Source organism: Hydrocarboniphaga effusa AP103 (genome assembly GCF_000271305.1).
In the GTDB taxonomy this organism is placed as follows: Bacteria; Pseudomonadota; Gammaproteobacteria; order Nevskiales; family Nevskiaceae; genus Hydrocarboniphaga; species Hydrocarboniphaga effusa.
The window spans coordinates 642,112-657,974 of sequence record NZ_AKGD01000002.1; the positions used below are offsets into that span (position 1 = coordinate 642,112).

A 15,863-nucleotide genomic window follows, 5' to 3' on the forward strand; every position below is an offset into this window, starting at 1 on the left:
CGCAGCCAGTAAACTCGCCCGCTTGGCAATCCCGTGGCGGCGAAGCCCTGACGATTCATGCTGATCGACCGAAACCTGAGGCAGTACACCACCCGCGACACCGCTTCGATCCAGGAGGTCGCGCAGCTGATCGCGCAGAAAAAGGGTCGCATCGCGCTGGTGGTGGATCAGAACGGCGTGCTGCTCGGCACCATCTCCAACGGTGACCTGATTCGCTGGCTCGGAGCCGGCAGTCCCCGGGGTTCGCAGACCACCGCCTTGTCCATCGCCAACCGGGTATTCAAATCGGTCGGGCCGGACGATTCGCGCGACCGCATCGCCGCCCTGCTCGAAGATGTGCTGTACGTGCCGATCCTCGATGCGCGCGGTCGCCTGGAGGCCGTCGCCCGGCATCGGGTGGCGGCCGAAGGCGTGGTGCTCGACAACCGCCGGATCGCGCGCGACGCCCCGGTGTTCACGATCGCGGAGATCGGCAACAACCATAACGGCAGCCTCGAACTGGCCCTGCGCCTGATCGACGCCGCGGCCGATGCCGGCGCCGATTGCGCCAAGTTCCAGATGCGCGACATGGAGACACTCTATGGCGGCGCCAGTGATGGTCGCGGCGCGAGCGAGAACCTCGGCACCGAATACGTGCTCGACCTGCTGGCGCGCTACCAGCTGTCGACCGACGACCTGTTCCGCTGCTTCGATCATTCCCGTAAGCGCGGCCTGGTTCCGCTGTGCACGCCCTGGGACGAGTCGAGCATGGAGAAACTCGATCGCTACGGCCTGCCGGCCTTCAAGATCGCCTCGGCGGATTTCACCAATCACGGCTTCCTGAAATCGCTCGGCAGTCTCGGCAAGCCGCTGATCTGCTCCACCGGCATGACCACAGAGCAGGAAATCCGCCAGAGCGCCGATCTGCTGCAGCGCTGCGGGGCGCCGTACGTGCTGCTGCATTGCAATTCCACCTATCCGGCACCGTTCCGCGATGTGAACCTGAGCTACCTGCGGCGGCTCGAGCAGATCGGACAATGCACGGTCGGCTACTCCGGCCACGAGCGCGACATCTTCGTCTCGATCGCGGCGGTTTCGCTGGGCGCCCGGGTGATCGAGAAGCACCTGACCTTCGATCGCGGCATGGAAGGCAACGACCATCGCATCAGCCTGCTGCCGGACGAATTCGCACGCATGGTCGAAGGCATTCGCCAGGTGGAAGACGCCGTCGGCAGCGATGCCCCGCGACGCATTTCGCAAGGCGAGATGATGAACCGCGTCACCCTGGCCAAATCGGTGTTCGCCAACGTCGACATCAAGGCCGGCCAGGTGATCGAGGAAAGCATGCTCGAGGTGCGCAGCCCCGGTCGCGGGCTGCAACCCAACCGCAAGCTGGAGCTGATCGGCAAGCGGCTGACGCGGACCGTGCGCTCGGGCACGCCGTTCTTCGCTTCCGACCTCGATGGCCGCGCGACGCGCCAGGGCGATGGCAAGCGGAGCTATCGTTTCCACCGGCCCTGGGGCCTGCCGGTCCGGCATCACGACTACGCCAAGCTGCTCGACGCCAGCGCGCCGGATTTCGTGGAATTCCATCTGAGCTATCGCGACCTCGAACTCGAAGACGAACACTTCTTCTCGGGTCGACAGCCGCTGAACCTGGTGGTGCATGCGCCGGAGCTGTTCGCGGGCGATCACGTGCTGGACCTGTGCTCGCCGGACGAGGCCTACCGCCAGCATTCGGTGCGCGAAATGCGGCGTGTGATCGCCAAGACGCATTCGCTGCGGCGATATTTCGAGACGTCGGGCCCGACCGGCATCGTCACCAACGTCGGTGGTTTTTCGCTCGACCGGCCGCTGACACCGTCCGAGCGCCAGCAGCGGCGCGAGACGCTCAAGCGCAGCCTCGCCGAGCTGGACACCGCCGACGTCGAGATCTGGCCGCAGACCATGCCGCCCTATCCCTGGCATTTCGGCGGCCAGCGCTTCCACAACCTGTTCGTGGAGGCCGAGGAAATCGATGTGCTGTGCAGCGAGCTCAAGCTCGGCCTGTGCTTCGACATTTCGCACTCCAAGCTCGCCTGCAACCTGCTCAAGCATTCATTCGAGGATTTCACCACGATCGTCGGCCGCCACACGCGGCATCTGCACGTGGCCGATGCGGCGGGCATGGACGGCGAGGGCCTGCAGATCGGCGAGGGCGAGATCGACTTCAAGTCCTTCTATCGCCGCCTGGACCAGATCGCGCCGCAGGCATCGTTCCTGCCCGAAATCTGGCAGGGGCACGAGAACGACGGCGAAGGCTTCTGGATCGCGCTGGATCGCTTGCAGCAGAGCGTGACACCGCCGACTTAGGCGGGCCGGCCAGTACGCGCGAGCGCGTAACCATCGTCACGTTCAGGCCGGGCGCGACTTCTCGATCAAACGCTCGATGGTGGTCCAGTCTTCCGGTTCGTCGATTTCGGCCGCGCTGTCGGCGGCCATTTCGTGCACCACGATCTTGCCGCCCAGCCGGCAGCGCCCACTTTCGAGCACCGCGCGGCTCGAAAAGTAGAACGCCCCGTTTTCCATCAGCGTGCCGGCCCAGTCCTGGCGACGCGGCCGCTTGAGCGGGTCGTAGTTCAGCGCCCGGCCGTCGTCGGTCCAGAAGAAACGATGCGTGCGCACCGCGGTCACCAGCGAATCGGCCCGCTGTTCATCAAAACGCTGCTGCGCGCGCCGGAAATCTTCGACACGGGTCAGCGGCGAAGTCGCCTGGATCGTGCACAGCACGTCGAAGTCCACGGCGGTGGCGAATTCCAGCAACGCGCTTTCGGTGGAGGCGGCGTCGGTGCAGGTCTGCGCGCCGCGACGGAACAGCTTCACCTTCGGCCCGAATTCCTGCTCCACCGAGCGCCGGATGTCGTCGCTGTCGGTGCCGACCCAGATTTCATCGAAACAGCCGCTGTCGATCGCCGCGCCGAGCGACCAGGCGAACAGCGGCCGGCCGGCCAGCGGGCGGATGTTCTTGCCCGGGATCGATTTGGAGCCGCCGCGCAGCGGCATGTAGGCCAGCCAGCGCATTTCAGGCTCCTGCCGTAGCCGGCTCGAGCCGCGCTTCGAGCTTGGCCAGGAAGGCGAGGGCGTCATCGTGCCATTTCTCGTCGACCGCGAGATCGGACAGGGCGCCGGATTGCAGCGCCCGGTCCCAGCGCACCGGGCTCGGCAGCAGGCACAGGGTCGCGGTCAGCCGTGAGCCTCGAGTCGGGCTGATGCCCCGATGCAGTGCCCGCGAGGGCTGGAACAGCACCGCTTCGCCGGCTTCGCGCTCACGCAGTTCGGTGACCAGCGGACGGCCGGCGAGACGCGCGAGCTGCCCGGTATTGCCGGTGCGGGTTCGGGTCTTGTTGAAGACGTAGCCGCGCTCGGCGACCGCCAGGGTGCTGGCGATGTCCATGAACTCGGTATTGCCGCCGTGCTGCGCGGTCGGGTTCAGATAGACGATCAGCTTGAGGTGCCGGCTCGGGCCCTTGTCGCAATGCCAGCGAAACGAGACCGACTCCTGCTCGGGCGCCGCGCGCGTCAGCGAGAACGCGGCCCAGTGAACCAGGTATTCGCTGCTGAAAAAGCCTGCGACGGCCTGATCGACCGGGCCCCGCAGAATCTGGTCGAGCAGGGCTTTCAACCGGGCGTCGCTGAGCTTGAAGCCCTCCAGATGTCGGCTGTTCTTTTTGAGCAGCTGCGGGTGGCCGGCCTCGAGTTCGGCGATGCAGGCGGCAGCCGCGTCGGCGCTCAGGGCCCGCAGATACCGGAAGCCACACTGTTCGAGTTCGGCATCGGCCACCGGGACTGGCGAGCGGCCGAAGGCGGCGCGGCAGCGGGCGAGGTAGGCGTCGTAGTGGCGCTGCTCGTCGAAGGCGCGCCAGGTGTCGGTCGCTCGCCGGGCATCCTGCGCGCGCCTGTAGGACGGGCTCAGCAGCGCCAGCAGGCGGGACGGAAGGCTCGACGGAAAATTCATTGTCCGGCGCGAGATGTGGCGAACACCTCGAACAGATGCTCGCTGCGTGTGCGCACGCCGACCGAGCCGAAGCGGCCCAGTGTGCGGCCGAGCTTTTCGATCCGTCGCGCGACGTCGTCGGTGGACAGTCGCGGGAAGCGGTGATCGTGATAGTTGCCGGGTTTTTCGTGCTTGCGCCGCTTCGCCAGCGAGCGCAAACGCGTGTGCAGCCAGGCGCGCAGGCGCACCGGCAGCGGCGGTAGCGGCAGGCTGCCTTCACGACGATAAATGGCATCGAGCTGATCGAGGATGCGCTCGCAGGCGAGCCGGCCCGAGCGCGCGGTGATGTAGTGTCCGATCAGCTCGTCGCGCTCGGCGCTCGTCCTCGCTGCCTCCTGGTTTTCGATGATGCCCTTGAGGCTCGCGATCAATTCGTCGAGCGTGCGGCATTGCACACTCAGGCGGTTCGGCAGGCCCTGGAAATCGAGGTCGTACTCGGTATTGAAGGTCTTGAGATAGGTCACCGACGGCACGCCCATGGCGTAGCTCTCGATCGCCGTGGTGCAGCCGTTGTGCACCAGGGCGCGGCAGGCCAGCAGCCAGGGCAGCACGTTGCCCTGGTGCGAAACGACGATGCGGCTGCAGCGGCGGGCGAGTTCCTGGTAGACGGCGTGGTTTTCACTCGGATGCGGCCGCAGCACCAGTGTCACGCCCGGCAGCGCCTGCTCCAGCGCCGGCATCATGGCGAGGAAGTCGTCGAGGATGGATTGCTTGTGCGCGAGCAGGCCCTCGGCGAACGCGCGCGGCATGCCCTTGCCGGCCTGGCCCATCGGCGGCGGCTTGGTCGGGTCCGTCGACGGTGCGAACAGACCCAGGCCGGGCTGGAACGGGTTGACGTCCGTGAAGTTTGTGTTGATCAGCAGAAAGTCGCCGTACTGCTGCTTCAGCGCACGGACGTCGTCGTCGAAGTAGGCCCGCAGTTCGGGGCGCAGCATGTCGCCGCGCGGATTGCCGGTCAGGTGCATCGGCATGCCCTTGGGCAGATGCGGATAGCCTGCCAGCAGCTCACGGTTCTCCTCGCCCCACGCGAAAATGTGCGAGACGTAGGGCAGGGTGCCGGGCGACAGACGAAGTGGATAGAACACTTCCGGTGGCGGATGCACCAGCGCCTCTTCCTCCCAGGCGATGATGTCGTGGCCAAGCTCGCGGATCAGCCGGAACATCAGCTTGCTGAGGCCACGCATGCTCTTGGCGGCGTAGACGCCGCGCGGCAGCTCTGCCATCGCGAAATGCACGTAGGCGCGCGAGCCGATGACGACCCGATACCCGCGTTCCACCGCGCAACTGGCGAGCAGCAGCTTGGCGTCCATTTCGCGCACCTGGCTTTCCACCGGAATGATCAACAGCGGAGCGTCAGGCATGTAAGGGCTCGCGAAGCGGGAAGGGGAGGCGCGGTTCCGTGAAACCAGCCTGGACGCCGCGCGGAGCAGCGTCGGGCCAAGACAAGGAGCCGCCGCGCAGGCTCGGTGAACTGCTCTGCGACATGACTACGGCTGGCCCCTTTCAGGAGACGGTTGCCGCAGTGTGGTCCAGTGCCGGTCGAGTGCTTCGAAAACGTCGTCGTCTCGTGTGATGACGGCGAGTTCGTGATTCAGCCAATACGCCTGCGCCGTCCAGTTGAAGCTACCGAACACGGCATGACGTCCCTCTGAGTTCTCCAGCAATACGAACTTCAGATGCATGGGCACATTGGCATCGGCGCCAAGCCGCGTGAAGGCGATGCCCTCGCGGGCGAGCTGCAGTTCCACGGCCCGCGGTACGCGCCGTTCGGTATGTTCGGCGGCGATTTCGATGTTCGCGCCGCGCCGCGCGAGGCGCCTCAGGCAGGCAACCGAAGCCCGATTGCTGATATGCGAGGCCGCGATTCTCACCCGGCTGCCGGCGCCATAGCGCTTCAGCAGTCGCTCGACCGGGTGAGCGCCGAAACGAGGCCAGAAATGCAGCTGCGTATCCCCGATGTCGCAGTCCCGCACCGCCCGAGGCCCAAGGCCCAAGGGAAGCCACGGACCGTTGCGATGCAGCGAGCGCGCATGTTCGAGGAGGCAGTGCACGAGCCGTGGATCGCGGATTTCCACCAGCAGGTTGTGAGCGACGCGGTGGTCGCCGATCTCCGAGACGATGTCCGGAAATTCTTCGGGGCTGTCCGCCGACGGATTGAACGAGCCGACGAAAGCCGTCGGCACCGGATGGGAGAAGCAATAGATTTTCTCGTGCAGCCGCTGCTTGAACATCTGCAAGGGTCGCAGTCCGGCGCCAAGAGCTTCGGGGGGGGAGAGACGGTCGATCACCGCCCGATTGGCTTGTGTCGCGCGCGGGCGGGCTTCCATCGTCACTGCCACCTGCACGCCGCGCGCCCGAGCGCTCGCCAGGTCGCCTGCCAACGGGCGATCACGAAAATAGTAGGTGACCCAGTCGATACTTCCGGAGACAGGTGTGGCGGCCACCCGCGCGGATAGCAGATCACGTAGTGCGCCTGGGCGGTCTGGTCCGCCGAAATGAACTTTGAAGGAAGGCAGAGGCATCGCGTAGGGCTTCGGCCGGATCGTGCTCCGGAGTTGAATATTAACGATAGTCGTTCGGCCGATGGCGAGTGATTGCTGCATCCGGAGGCAGCATCCGCAAGAAGGGTCGCCCGGGACATCCCGGTGATCGGCTATTTTTGCGCCTGCGCACGGCTTCCACACCGGCTAAAATCGCGCCGAACCTACCCTGTCTGCGGCCGTTGGCCGTCATGCCTGACGATCCGAACTTCATGACCACGCCCGCGCAGGCTTTGGGAGCCTCACTACCTGACTACGGCGCCGAAGGCGACAATCTGGTCCATGCGCTGCACCGCGCGGCCACTGCCGCGACGGGTTTTTACTTCTATTCCGGGCGCGGCGAGCTCACCGAAGCGCTGCCGTACTCGCGCCTGCTCGAACAGTCGCGCTGCCTGGCCGGGCGGCTGCTGTCGACCGGATTGAAGCATGGCGACCGCGTCGGCCTGCTGGCCGACACCGATGGCGATTTCGTGCGCGCCTTCTTCGCCTGCCAGATGGCCGGGCTGGTGCCGGCGCCGCTGCCGCTGCCAGTCGCGCTCGGCGGCAAGCAGACCTACCTCGAGCACATCCGCCGCATGCTTGAAAGCATCGGCGCCACTGCGGTCATCACGCCGGATTCCTTCGAAAGCTGGATGAGCGAAGCGTCCACGGACATGGAGCTGGCCTTCCTCGGTGGCGTCAGCAAGCTCATGCGCATCGAGGCCCCGGAGATCGAGCTGCCGGCGCCGTCGGGAGACGATCTGGCCTACCTGCAGTTCTCGTCCGGCAGCACGCGCTTCCCGCATGCGATCGCGGTGACGCACCGGGCGGTGATGGCCAACCTGCGCGCGATCGGTCAGCACGGCCTGAAAGTCACCGAGCGCGATCGTTTCGCCGCCTGGCTGCCGTTCTATCACGACATGGGACTGGTCGGCTTCGTGCTGACGCCGATGGCCTGCGGAGTCTCGGTCGATCTCATGGCGACGCGCGATTTCGCCCGCCGCCCGCTGACCTGGCTGCAGCTGATTTCGAGCCATGGGGCGACGATTTCGTACAGCCCGAGCTTCGGCTACGAGCTCTGCGCGCGCCGGGTCGAAAACGGCGTGCCGAACGGGCTCGACCTGTCGCGCTGGCGCGCGGCCGGCATCGGCGGCGACATGGTGCGTCCGGGGCCGTTGCGCCGCTTTGCCGAGGCCTTCGCGGGCTCGGGCTTCAGGGCGCAGGCCTTCGTACCGAGCTACGGCATGGCCGAGGCCGCGCTGGCGCTGTCGTTCACCCCGCTCGACCGCGGCCTGCGCCTCGATGCGCTCGACTGCGATGCGCTCGAAAGCCGGCATCAGGCGGTCACGGCGTCGGCGCGGACCTCGCGCCAGCGCGAATTCGTGCGCTGCGGGCCGATCCTGCCCGAGCATGCGGTCGAGGTGCGCGACGAGCAGGGCCAGGTGTTGCCCGAAGGCGGCGTCGGCCTGATCTTCGTCAGCGGCCCGAGCCTCATGAAGGCCTATTTCAACGAACCCGAGGCCACCGCGCGCACCATCAGCGACGACGGCTGGCTCGATACCGGCGACATCGGCTATCTGGTCGACGGCGAGATCGTCATCACCGGCCGGGCCAAGGATCTGATCATCGTCAACGGCCGCAACATCCGCCCGCAGGATCTCGAATGGAGCGCCGAGGGCGAGGTCGACGGCCTGCGCAGCGGCGACGTCGCCGCGTTCGCGGTCGACGATGCCGAGGGCGAGAGCGTGGTGGTGCTGGTCGAATCGCGGCTGGCCGATCCGGCTGCCCGCGAGGCGCTCTGCAATGCCGTCGCCGGCGTGCTGCGCACGCGCCACGGCGTCGAGACGCGCGTGGTGATCGTGCCGCCGCGCTCGCTGCCGCAGACCTCCTCGGGCAAGCTCAGCCGGGCCAAGGCCAAGGCCTTGTTCCTTTCCGCCCAGTTCGAAGCGGGCTCCAACGTCGTCGCCGAGTCCGCCAGTGCCGGCTGATCGCGGCGTCGTCGCAATCACCGGCTCCACCGGCTTCATCGGTCGCCACCTGGTTCCGCTGCTCGCGGCCGAGGGCTGGCGTCCGCGCCTGCTGATCCGCCGCGACCCGGCCGACGTGCAATGGGGAGGGCTCACCGTCGAGGTGGTGCAGGGCGATCTGGCCGATGCGCAGGCGCTCGCCCGGCTCACGAGCGGGGCCAGCGCGGTCGTCCATCTCGCTGGGCTCATCAAGGCCACCAGCGAAGCCGAATTCATGCGCGCCAATCGCGAGGGCACGCGCAAGCTGGCCGAAGCGATGCTCGCGCACGCGCCGCGGGCGCATTGCCTGCTGGTCTCGAGCCTCGCGGCGCGGCATCCGCAGCTTTCGCACTACGCCGCGAGCAAGCGAGCCGCCGAAGAAGTGGCACGGGAACTGCTCGGCGATCGCCTGAGCATCGTGCGTCCGCCCGCCGTATTCGGGCCGGGCGACCGTGAGACGCTGGCCTTCTTCAAGATGGTGTCCTCAGGCTTCATCCCGTTGGTCGGCGGGCCGGCAGCGCGCTCCGCGGTGGTTCATGTAGAGGACTTGTGCAAGGCTTTCGTCTTCTTGCTCGCGGGGGAACCGACCCAGGCCGTAGGGGTCATTACCGACGAGCGTCCCCAGGGTTACAGCTGGGAAGAGATTCTGAGTACCGCGGCGCTGGCTCAAGGCATCCGGCCGCGCGCCACGCTGCAACTGCCCAAAATGCTGCTGTGCGCGGTGGCAGGGCTGGGCGATCTGAAAGCCCGCTTCGGCGATGCTTCGATGCTCACTTCCGAGAAGCTGCGGGAGCTGCTGCACGAGGATTGGGCAGTGCCGCCGGAGCAGCGCCTGAGTCCGCCAGGATGGGCGCCGGCCTACGATTTGCAGGCTGGATTCGACAGTGCCGTACGCTTTTACCGGCAAAGCGGATGGTTGCCGTAGAGGTGACGTAAGCGTTCCCCCTTACGTTAGTATTTGTTGCCACCACGTTACAGCGCTAAAGTGCGCTGTCCGGCTGGGATGCCGGATCACCACAACCCGAATCGAATGACTTCATCTTCCATCGACGTACGAGCCCAGGTGTTGGAGGCGCTACGCGTCGCAGTCAACCGCCCGGTCGAGATCGACGGCCACACCCAGATCGTGCAAGACCTCGGTCTGGATTCGCTGGCCGTCATGAACCTCATGCTGGCGATCGAGGACAGCTTCGATATTTCCATTCCGCTCAATCGGGTAGCGGAAATCGTGACGGTGGACGATCTCGTCCATGCGGTCGAGACTTTGGCCTGATCGGCCGTCGTGAAAGCGAGTAAACAGCGGGCATGAGCATTCTCTCCAAGTTTGATGCGTTGGCGCGGACCTTTGAAAAGCTGGGGCCGCCGGACGCCAATCCACTTCGAGTCACCTTCGACAAGATCAATTCTTCGACCGAAGGCGTAATCAACGGCAAGACGACGATCCTGCTGGGCACCAACAACTACCTGGGGCTGACCTTCGATGCCGATTGCATCGAGGAGTCCGTCAGCGCGGTGCGCCGTTTCGGCACCGGCACCACCGGCTCGCGCGTGGCCAACGGCAGCTATGCCGGCCATCGCGATCTCGAGAAGAACCTCGCCGAATATTTCGGCCGCAAGCACGGCATGGTGTTCAGCACCGGCTACCAGGCCAACCTGAGCATGCTGTCGACGCTCGCCGGCCACGGCGACTACCTGATCCTCGACTCCGACAGCCACGCGAGCATCTACGACGGTGCGCGCCTGGGCCACGCCGAAGTCATCCGCTTCCGCCACAACGATCCGGCCGACCTGCGCAAGCGCCTGAGCCGCATCAAGGATGCCCCGGGCAGCAAGCTGGTTGTCGTCGAAGGCATCTACTCGATGCTCGGCGATTCGTCGCCGCTCGCCGACATCGCGGCGGTCAAGCGCGAGATGGGCGCTTATCTGCTGGTCGACGAAGCGCATTCGATGGGCGTGCTCGGTGCCAAGGGCCGCGGCCTGGCCGAACATGCGGGTGTCGAAGCTGACGTTGATTTCATCGTCGGCACCTTCTCGAAGAGCCTCGGCAGCGTCGGCGGCTTCTGCGTTTCCGATATCGACGGCTTCGACGTGCTGCGCCTGGCCTGCCGTCCGTACGTGTTCACCGCAAGCCTGCCGCCGGCGGTGATCGCCTCGACCACGCAGGCCCTGCGTCGCCTCTCCGAAGACCAGACGCTGCGCGTGCGGCTGGGCGAAAACGCGCGCCGCCTCTATGACGGCCTGCGTGGCCTCGGCTTCCATGTCGGCCCCGAAGCGAGCCCGATCGTGTCGGTCGAAGTCGACAATGCCGAGATCGCGGTGAAGGCCTGGAACGCGCTGCTGGCGGGCGGGCTCTACGTGAACCTCGCGCTGCCGCCGGCGACGCCGACGAGCCGTCCGCTGCTGCGCGCGAGCATCAGCGCCGCGCACACGCCGCGCCAGATCGACACGGCCGTCGCGCTGTTCGCGCAGGTCGGCGTCGAGCTCGGCATCATCTCGCCGTCGTCGGTTCCGGTCGCGATGGTCGCCTGATCGGTCGCATCGCACAGCGGCAATGAAAGAAAAAGGGGCAGGTGAAAACCTGCCCCTTTTCATTGCGCTGTCACCCGACGAGTGCTTTTCTTTTTCGCCTCACGCCTCACGCCTCACGCCTCACGCCTCACGCCTCACGCCTCACGCCTCACGCCTCACGCCTCACGCCTCACGCCTCACGCCTCACGCCTCACGCCTCACGCCTCACGCCTCACGCCTCACGCCTCACGCCTCACGCCTCACGCCTCACGCCTCACGCCTCACGCCTCAGAGCACTTTCGCGCGTTTGAGCTTGACGAGCACGAGCGGTGCGGCGAGCAGCGGATGCCGGCGCTGCCAGTCGCTGAGTTCGAGCTTGTAGCCCGAATGTCGCTCCACCTTCCAGGCGATGTAATCGGCGCCGTTGTGAAAGGTGAAACTGGCCTTGAGGATGCGCGCCATGTTGAGCGGCTTGCCAAGCCGCTTGCGCAGGTTCCAGGCGCGCTGGCCTTGCTCGCGCTGCTGCGTGCTCAGGCGCGGGCTTAACTCGTCTGAGTGCACGCCAGCACGAACCCCGGCACGAACCCCGACACGAACCGTGTAGTCGATGCCGACGCTGCGCCAGGCCAACGGCAACAAGGCTTCGTAACGCGCCCGCTCGTGCTCGATGATGCTCTTCGAACGTCCGGCCGCACCTTCGACGCGCAGCTCGGCGGAGTAGGTGTGGCGAAACAGCGCGCTCCAGAATGCCGCGGGCTCGGCTTGCTCGGGGCCGAGCAGCGCAGCCCAGTGCGCGGCAGTGCCGATCGCATCGGCGATGATGGATTCGATGCGCCGCTTCGATGCTTCGTCACGAGTCCACGGCAGCCCGATTGGCTGCGCGAAGCGAGCCCACAGCGTGGTGTCGATCGAAGCCGTCTGCATGCCGCGCTCGAATTGATCGCGGCTCAGCACCGCCACTTTCGCGCGCAGGGTGCGGCCTTCGTGATCGAAGGTCTCGAACGAGACGTTCGGCGGCAGCCAGCCGTTGGCGATCGCAGCGATGCGCTGGCCGTGCCAGGCGGTGAGATCGTCGACGATCACGTAGTAGTCGAGCAGGCTCTCGAGATCGCCGGTACGCAGCGTGGAGCCGTAGAACAGCACCGCGCAGGCAGCGGATTTTCCGGCGACCAGATGCGCGGCGAATGCATCGATCGCGGTCGGCAGCGAGCGCTGCAGCTCCACATGCACGCGCTCGATCAGCGTTTCGCGTGCGGCTTTGCGGGTATCGACGCTCATGGTGAAACGAAGTGCACCATGGGGCCGGCTTCGACGTCCACGCGGCCCTCGCGATCCGGGGCGAAGGCTTCGCCGTCGACGATCAGCGGGCTGTCGAGTTTCAGGCGCATGCGCGTCGCGGCTCCGCTGCGATAACCCGAGCCGGCGCTGCGCATCCACTTGGTCGGCCGGCCGAACAGCAGCGGCAACAGCGAGCGCCCGAGCCTGCGCGGATGCGCATCGATCTCGACATAGCGCAGCGGCCCGGCCGCGTCGTTCCAGAACGGCCAGATGTGCAGCATGATCGTGTGCAGGCTGGTAGCGACGAACAGGAAGCGCCGGCCTTCGAGTGCGGGCCGATCGTCGAAGGCGATGCTCATCTTCGAACCGTCGAGCCAGTCGCTGCCGCCGAAGATGCAGCGATAGAACGTTGCGATCAGCGTGGTGATGACCGACCAGCGGCCGCCGGTTTCGACGTTTTCGCGTGCGTACTGTGTCGCCCGCGTGAGCGCCGCAGCGCCCATGAAGAAGCCGAACACCGGCTCGCGCGATCCGTCGGGCCAGCGCAGCGTGATCGCCGGGCGCCGAATCTCGCGCGACCAGCGGTCGTTCTTCGCGGCGGTGAGCACGCGCTGCAAGGCTTTCGATCCGGGCGAAGTCGAGCCGACGTCGATCGCGACCGAGTTGGAGTTGCCTGCCGCGATCAGCGCGATGCGCGGCCAGTTCGCGCCGAAGGTTTCGGGCAGCAGCCCGAGAATATCGCGCAGCGTGCCGTCGCCACCGCTGACGATCAGCAAGCGGGTTCCGCGTTCGGCGAAACCGGCGAGCGCGGCGCGCAGTTCATCGGTGGTGGCCGGCACCGCCGAAGGCAGCTCGGGCGGAATCGACAGCTGGATGCTGCGATTGCGATGGCTGCGTGGGTTGTGGATCAGCGCTGCGCCCAGCGCTGCGGCTGTCAGCGACTCAGCCACGACGTGATCGGCCCGTGACGGCGCGCGATGAACGCTTGCACGATCTGCAGTGCATGCACGATGAAACCGACGACGGTCCACCACGCGACCCATTCCATGCCGAGATCCGGGCGGCCGACGATCACCGCGAACGTCAGCAGCAGCAGGTTCGGGTTGCGGCGCGCGGTGATCAGGCGGAAGAAGCTGTCGAACGGGCGCCAGATGTGCGGCTGGATGCCGAACAGCTTCTGGAACAGGCCTTCCTCGATGCGCTGCGCGACGTAGCCGCCGATGACGATCCACAGCATCAGCGCGGTGTTCTCGATCGGCAGCCCGACGACACCGAGGCCTACGACCCAGGCCCAGTACCAGAACGGCGGATGGATCAGGTCGATGCCGTGATCGAAGATGTCGCCGAACTTCGACGAGTTGAGCGTCACGCGCGCGAGCTTGCCGTCGACGGTATCGAGAAACGTCATGAACCAGGCCGCGAGCAGGCCCCAGGCGAAATGCCCGTGCCAGAACGCGTAGAACGCGGCGATCACCGCGAGCAGGCTCGTCGTCGTCACCTGGTTCGGCGTGATGCCGGCGATGCTGCAGGCCTTGGTCACGTGGCGCGCGGGCGTCGGCCAGACGTACTTGGTGACGATGTCGGTGACGCCTTTGTACGAGCCCGAGAACATGCGCTTCTCGATGCCGGTGAGCGTCTCGGCCGACAGCGGCAGCAGATACGGAATTTCGCGCTTGCGCAGCTTGTTGTTGTAGTGGTTCGCGAGCGTCGCCGGCGTGCGCGTGGCGAGCGTGGACAGATCACCACCGCCAGCGAGCGCCTCGGCGGTGGACTGCGCGGCGGCGGTCCGCACCTTGGCCGCCACCGGTTTGCCGCTGGCCTCGTCGAGCAGCAGCGTGTCGATCGGGCCGTCGCGCAGCGCGGCGACCAGCGGTTCGTCGAACACCCAGCCCGCATGCAGCACGAGCACTTCCTTGCCGCTGGCGCCTTCGGTGATGCCGAGGCGCTGGAACTGGCGCTGCAGGCGCTGGCGGGACGTGAGACCCCAGAGACGAACCGGAGCGTCGCCGACGATGAGCGCGCTCGGCGTCGAGGAAGGAGAGGACTGCGCTTGTGTCATGATCGGCAGGGCGAAAATAAAGTCCGCCATTATCCGCTATCCGCGACCCCGACTGTGACCGCGATCCGCCTCGCCCATTTTTCCGACCCGCATCTGAGCTTCACGCCGCGGCTGTCGCCGGCGCAGCGCTTCTCCAAGCGCCAGCTCAGCGTCTGGTCCTGGGCCAAGAACCGTGGCAAGGCCCAGCAGGGAGCTTTGCTCTCGGCCCTGGTCGCCGACGTCCAGGCGCATGCGCCGGACGGCGTGCTGATCAGCGGGGACCTCGTCAATTTCTCGCTGCCCGGCGAATTCCCGGCCGCCGCCGGCTGGCTCGCGAGCCTGGGGCCCGAGCACTCCGTCAGCGTAGTGCCCGGCAATCACGATGCGCTCGTCGCGGTGCCGGAGGAGCAGGGCCTGGGCCTGTGGCGGCGCTGGATGTCGAACGATGACGGCCGCATGGGCTGGCCCTACGTGCGCGAGCGCGCCGACATCGCGCTGATCGGCGTGAACTCCGCACTGCCGACGCCGCCGCTGCTCGCGAGCGGACGCATCGGCGAGGCCCAGCTCGCGGCGCTCGAAGCACGCCTGCGCGAGCTCGGCGAGCGCGGGCTCTGCCGCGTGGTGATGCTGCATCACCCGCCGGCCGACGGCGCGATCGGCAGGCGCAAGGCACTCGTCGATGCCGAGGCGTTTCGCGCCGTGATCGAGCGCGCCGGGGCCGAGCTCGTGCTGCACGGCCACTCGCGCGATCCGCGCTTCGACCGGCTGCGCGGGCCCAAGGGCCATCTGCCCTGCCTGGGCCTGCCTTCGGCCTCGGCCGAGCCGAGCGCGCACGACGCCGGAGCACGCTGGCAGCTGCTGAGCCTGCAGCGCGCGGGCGACGGCTGGCGCCTGCACCAGGCCGTGCGCCTGTGGCTGCCGCAACAGGCCGCGTTCGTGAGCGCTGGAACCTATGTCTTCGCGCTCGATCGGCAAGTCGCCTGAGCGGCGACGGGCCAGGGTCGGCAAAGCGACGGTGAGCGCGAAGTTTCCTTAAACTTTCGCCATCGTCCGGACCGAGCTCATGCCCAACGCCACCGCCCGCAAATTCGGCTATCCCGAAACGCTCGTCGCAGAACACGGCCCCTGGCTCGTGCTGCTGCGGCCCAAGCAGCCGACGCTCGGTTCGCTGGTGCTGGTCTGCAGCGAGCCGGTGCAGGCCTTCGGCGAGCTGAGCGCGCAAGCCTTCGCCTCGCTGCAGCCGGTCATCGCCGAGGTCGAGCGCGTGCTCAAGGCCGAGGTGCAGTACGAGCGCATCAACTACCTCATGCTGATGATGGTGGACCCGGACGTGCACTTCCACGTGATTCCGCGCAGCGGCAGTGCGCGCGAATTCGATGGCCTGAGCTTCGTCGACGCCGGCTGGCCCGGCGCGCCCAGGCTCGATGCGGCGGTCGATCTGAGCGCCGCGCAACAGCAGGCGCTGACCGCGCGCCTGCGCGAGCGCTGGTCGCTTTGAGCAC

At 66.8% G+C, this 15,863-nt stretch carries 14 protein-coding genes; 7 read left to right on the forward strand and 7 right to left on the reverse strand.

Going from position 1 to position 15,863, the window contains the following annotated elements; all coding sequences use genetic code 11:
• Nucleotides 1–57 precede the first annotated feature (57 nt).
• Nucleotides 58–2,331: an N-acetylneuraminate synthase family protein gene (locus WQQ_RS14235; RefSeq protein WP_007185914.1), complete on the forward strand. Its 2,274-nt coding sequence runs from the start codon at nt 58–60 to the stop codon at nt 2,329–2,331.
• 42 nt (nt 2,332–2,373) lie between these two features.
• On the opposite strand, the gene WQQ_RS14240 is transcribed toward WQQ_RS14235, so the two are convergent.
• The 4 genes from WQQ_RS14240 to WQQ_RS14255 all read right to left on the reverse strand — a co-directional run bounded on the left by WQQ_RS14240 (nt 2,374) and on the right by WQQ_RS14255 (nt 6,615).
• Nucleotides 2,374–3,039 (reverse strand): acylneuraminate cytidylyltransferase family protein, encoded by a 666-nt coding sequence (locus WQQ_RS14240; protein WP_007185916.1) that lies wholly within the window; start codon nt 3,037–3,039, stop codon nt 2,374–2,376.
• 1 nt (nt 3,040) lies between these two features.
• Nucleotides 3,041–3,973, reverse strand: coding sequence for a 2OG-Fe(II) oxygenase (locus WQQ_RS14245; RefSeq protein WP_007185917.1), 933 nt, complete (start codon nt 3,971–3,973; stop codon nt 3,041–3,043).
• Nucleotides 3,970–5,373 (reverse strand): surface carbohydrate biosynthesis protein, encoded by a 1,404-nt coding sequence (locus WQQ_RS14250; protein WP_007185918.1) that lies wholly within the window; start codon nt 5,371–5,373, stop codon nt 3,970–3,972. The genes WQQ_RS14245 and WQQ_RS14250 overlap by 4 nt, the downstream gene beginning before the upstream one ends.
• Before the next feature lie 126 nt (nt 5,374–5,499).
• Nucleotides 5,500–6,615, reverse strand: a complete 1,116-nt coding sequence (locus WQQ_RS14255; protein WP_083844568.1) for a phospholipase D-like domain-containing protein — start codon at nt 6,613–6,615, stop codon at nt 5,500–5,502.
• Between the two features lie 128 nt (nt 6,616–6,743).
• Here WQQ_RS14255 and WQQ_RS14260 point away from each other — a divergent pair, with 128 nt between their 5' ends.
• The 4 genes from WQQ_RS14260 (at nt 6,744) to spt (ending at nt 11,066) form a co-directional block, all read left to right on the forward strand.
• Nucleotides 6,744–8,519 carry a fatty acyl-AMP ligase gene (locus WQQ_RS14260; protein WP_202800665.1) on the forward strand — a complete coding sequence of 592 codons (1,776 nt, stop codon included), beginning with the start codon at nt 6,744–6,746 and terminating at the stop codon, nt 8,517–8,519.
• Nucleotides 8,509–9,462, forward strand: coding sequence for an NAD-dependent epimerase/dehydratase family protein (locus tag WQQ_RS14265; protein WP_007185921.1), 954 nt, complete (start codon nt 8,509–8,511; stop codon nt 9,460–9,462). Before WQQ_RS14260 ends, WQQ_RS14265 begins: the two co-directional genes overlap by 11 nt.
• A gap of 105 nt (nt 9,463–9,567) precedes the next feature.
• Nucleotides 9,568–9,810 (forward strand): acyl carrier protein, encoded by a 243-nt coding sequence (locus tag WQQ_RS14270; protein ID WP_040454171.1) that lies wholly within the window; start codon nt 9,568–9,570, stop codon nt 9,808–9,810.
• Nucleotides 9,811–9,842: 32 nt separating this feature from the next.
• A complete protein-coding gene (spt, locus tag WQQ_RS14275) occupies nt 9,843–11,066 on the forward strand; it encodes a serine palmitoyltransferase (RefSeq protein ID WP_007185923.1) in 1,224 nt (407 codons plus the stop codon).
• A gap of 267 nt (nt 11,067–11,333) precedes the next feature.
• Here spt and WQQ_RS14280 read toward each other — a convergent pair whose 3' ends face one another.
• The 3 genes from WQQ_RS14280 to WQQ_RS14290 are packed head-to-tail and all read right to left on the reverse strand — an operon-like array spanning nt 11,334 to nt 14,412.
• Nucleotides 11,334–12,323, reverse strand: coding sequence for a hypothetical protein (locus WQQ_RS14280; protein WP_007185924.1), 990 nt, complete (start codon nt 12,321–12,323; stop codon nt 11,334–11,336).
• Nucleotides 12,320–13,273 carry a diacylglycerol kinase family protein gene (locus tag WQQ_RS14285; protein ID WP_007185925.1) on the reverse strand — a complete coding sequence of 318 codons (954 nt, stop codon included), beginning with the start codon at nt 13,271–13,273 and terminating at the stop codon, nt 12,320–12,322. Before WQQ_RS14285 ends, WQQ_RS14280 begins: the two co-directional genes overlap by 4 nt.
• Nucleotides 13,258–14,412, reverse strand: coding sequence for a CDP-alcohol phosphatidyltransferase family protein (locus WQQ_RS14290; RefSeq protein ID WP_007185926.1), 1,155 nt, complete (start codon nt 14,410–14,412; stop codon nt 13,258–13,260). Before WQQ_RS14290 ends, WQQ_RS14285 begins: the two co-directional genes overlap by 16 nt.
• Before the next feature lie 24 nt (nt 14,413–14,436).
• Between WQQ_RS14290 and WQQ_RS14295 the strand changes: the two genes are divergently transcribed.
• Both WQQ_RS14295 and WQQ_RS14300 read left to right on the forward strand, forming a co-directional pair.
• The gene (locus WQQ_RS14295) at nt 14,437–15,345 is read left to right on the forward strand and encodes a metallophosphoesterase family protein (protein WP_007185927.1); all 909 of its coding nucleotides are present in this window, start codon (nt 14,437–14,439) and stop codon (nt 15,343–15,345) included.
• A gap of 79 nt (nt 15,346–15,424) precedes the next feature.
• A complete protein-coding gene (locus WQQ_RS14300) occupies nt 15,425–15,859 on the forward strand; it encodes an HIT family protein (RefSeq protein ID WP_007185928.1) in 435 nt (144 codons plus the stop codon).
• Nucleotides 15,860–15,863: the final 4 nt, after the last annotated feature.

Bases quoted from the DNA above. Each gene is read 5' to 3' on its own strand.
- WQQ_RS14235 (WP_007185914.1), top strand. From the start codon at position 58: ATGCTGATCGACCGAAACCTGAGGCAGTACACCACCCGCGACACCGCT.
- WQQ_RS14240 (WP_007185916.1), bottom strand. From the start codon at position 3,039: ATGCGCTGGCTGGCCTACATGCCGCTGCGCGGCGGCTCCAAATCGATC.
- WQQ_RS14245 (WP_007185917.1), bottom strand. From the start codon at position 3,973: ATGAATTTTCCGTCGAGCCTTCCGTCCCGCCTGCTGGCGCTGCTGAGC.
- WQQ_RS14250 (WP_007185918.1), bottom strand. From the start codon at position 5,373: ATGCCTGACGCTCCGCTGTTGATCATTCCGGTGGAAAGCCAGGTGCGC.
- WQQ_RS14255 (WP_083844568.1), bottom strand. From the start codon at position 6,615: ATGCAGCAATCACTCGCCATCGGCCGAACGACTATCGTTAATATTCAA.
- WQQ_RS14260 (WP_202800665.1), top strand. From the start codon at position 6,744: ATGCCTGACGATCCGAACTTCATGACCACGCCCGCGCAGGCTTTGGGA.
- WQQ_RS14270 (WP_040454171.1), top strand. From the start codon at position 9,568: ATGACTTCATCTTCCATCGACGTACGAGCCCAGGTGTTGGAGGCGCTA.
- spt (WP_007185923.1), top strand. From the start codon at position 9,843: ATGAGCATTCTCTCCAAGTTTGATGCGTTGGCGCGGACCTTTGAAAAG.
- WQQ_RS14280 (WP_007185924.1), bottom strand. From the start codon at position 12,323: ATGAGCGTCGATACCCGCAAAGCCGCACGCGAAACGCTGATCGAGCGC.
- WQQ_RS14290 (WP_007185926.1), bottom strand. From the start codon at position 14,412: ATGGCGGACTTTATTTTCGCCCTGCCGATCATGACACAAGCGCAGTCC.
- WQQ_RS14300 (WP_007185928.1), top strand. From the start codon at position 15,425: ATGCCCAACGCCACCGCCCGCAAATTCGGCTATCCCGAAACGCTCGTC.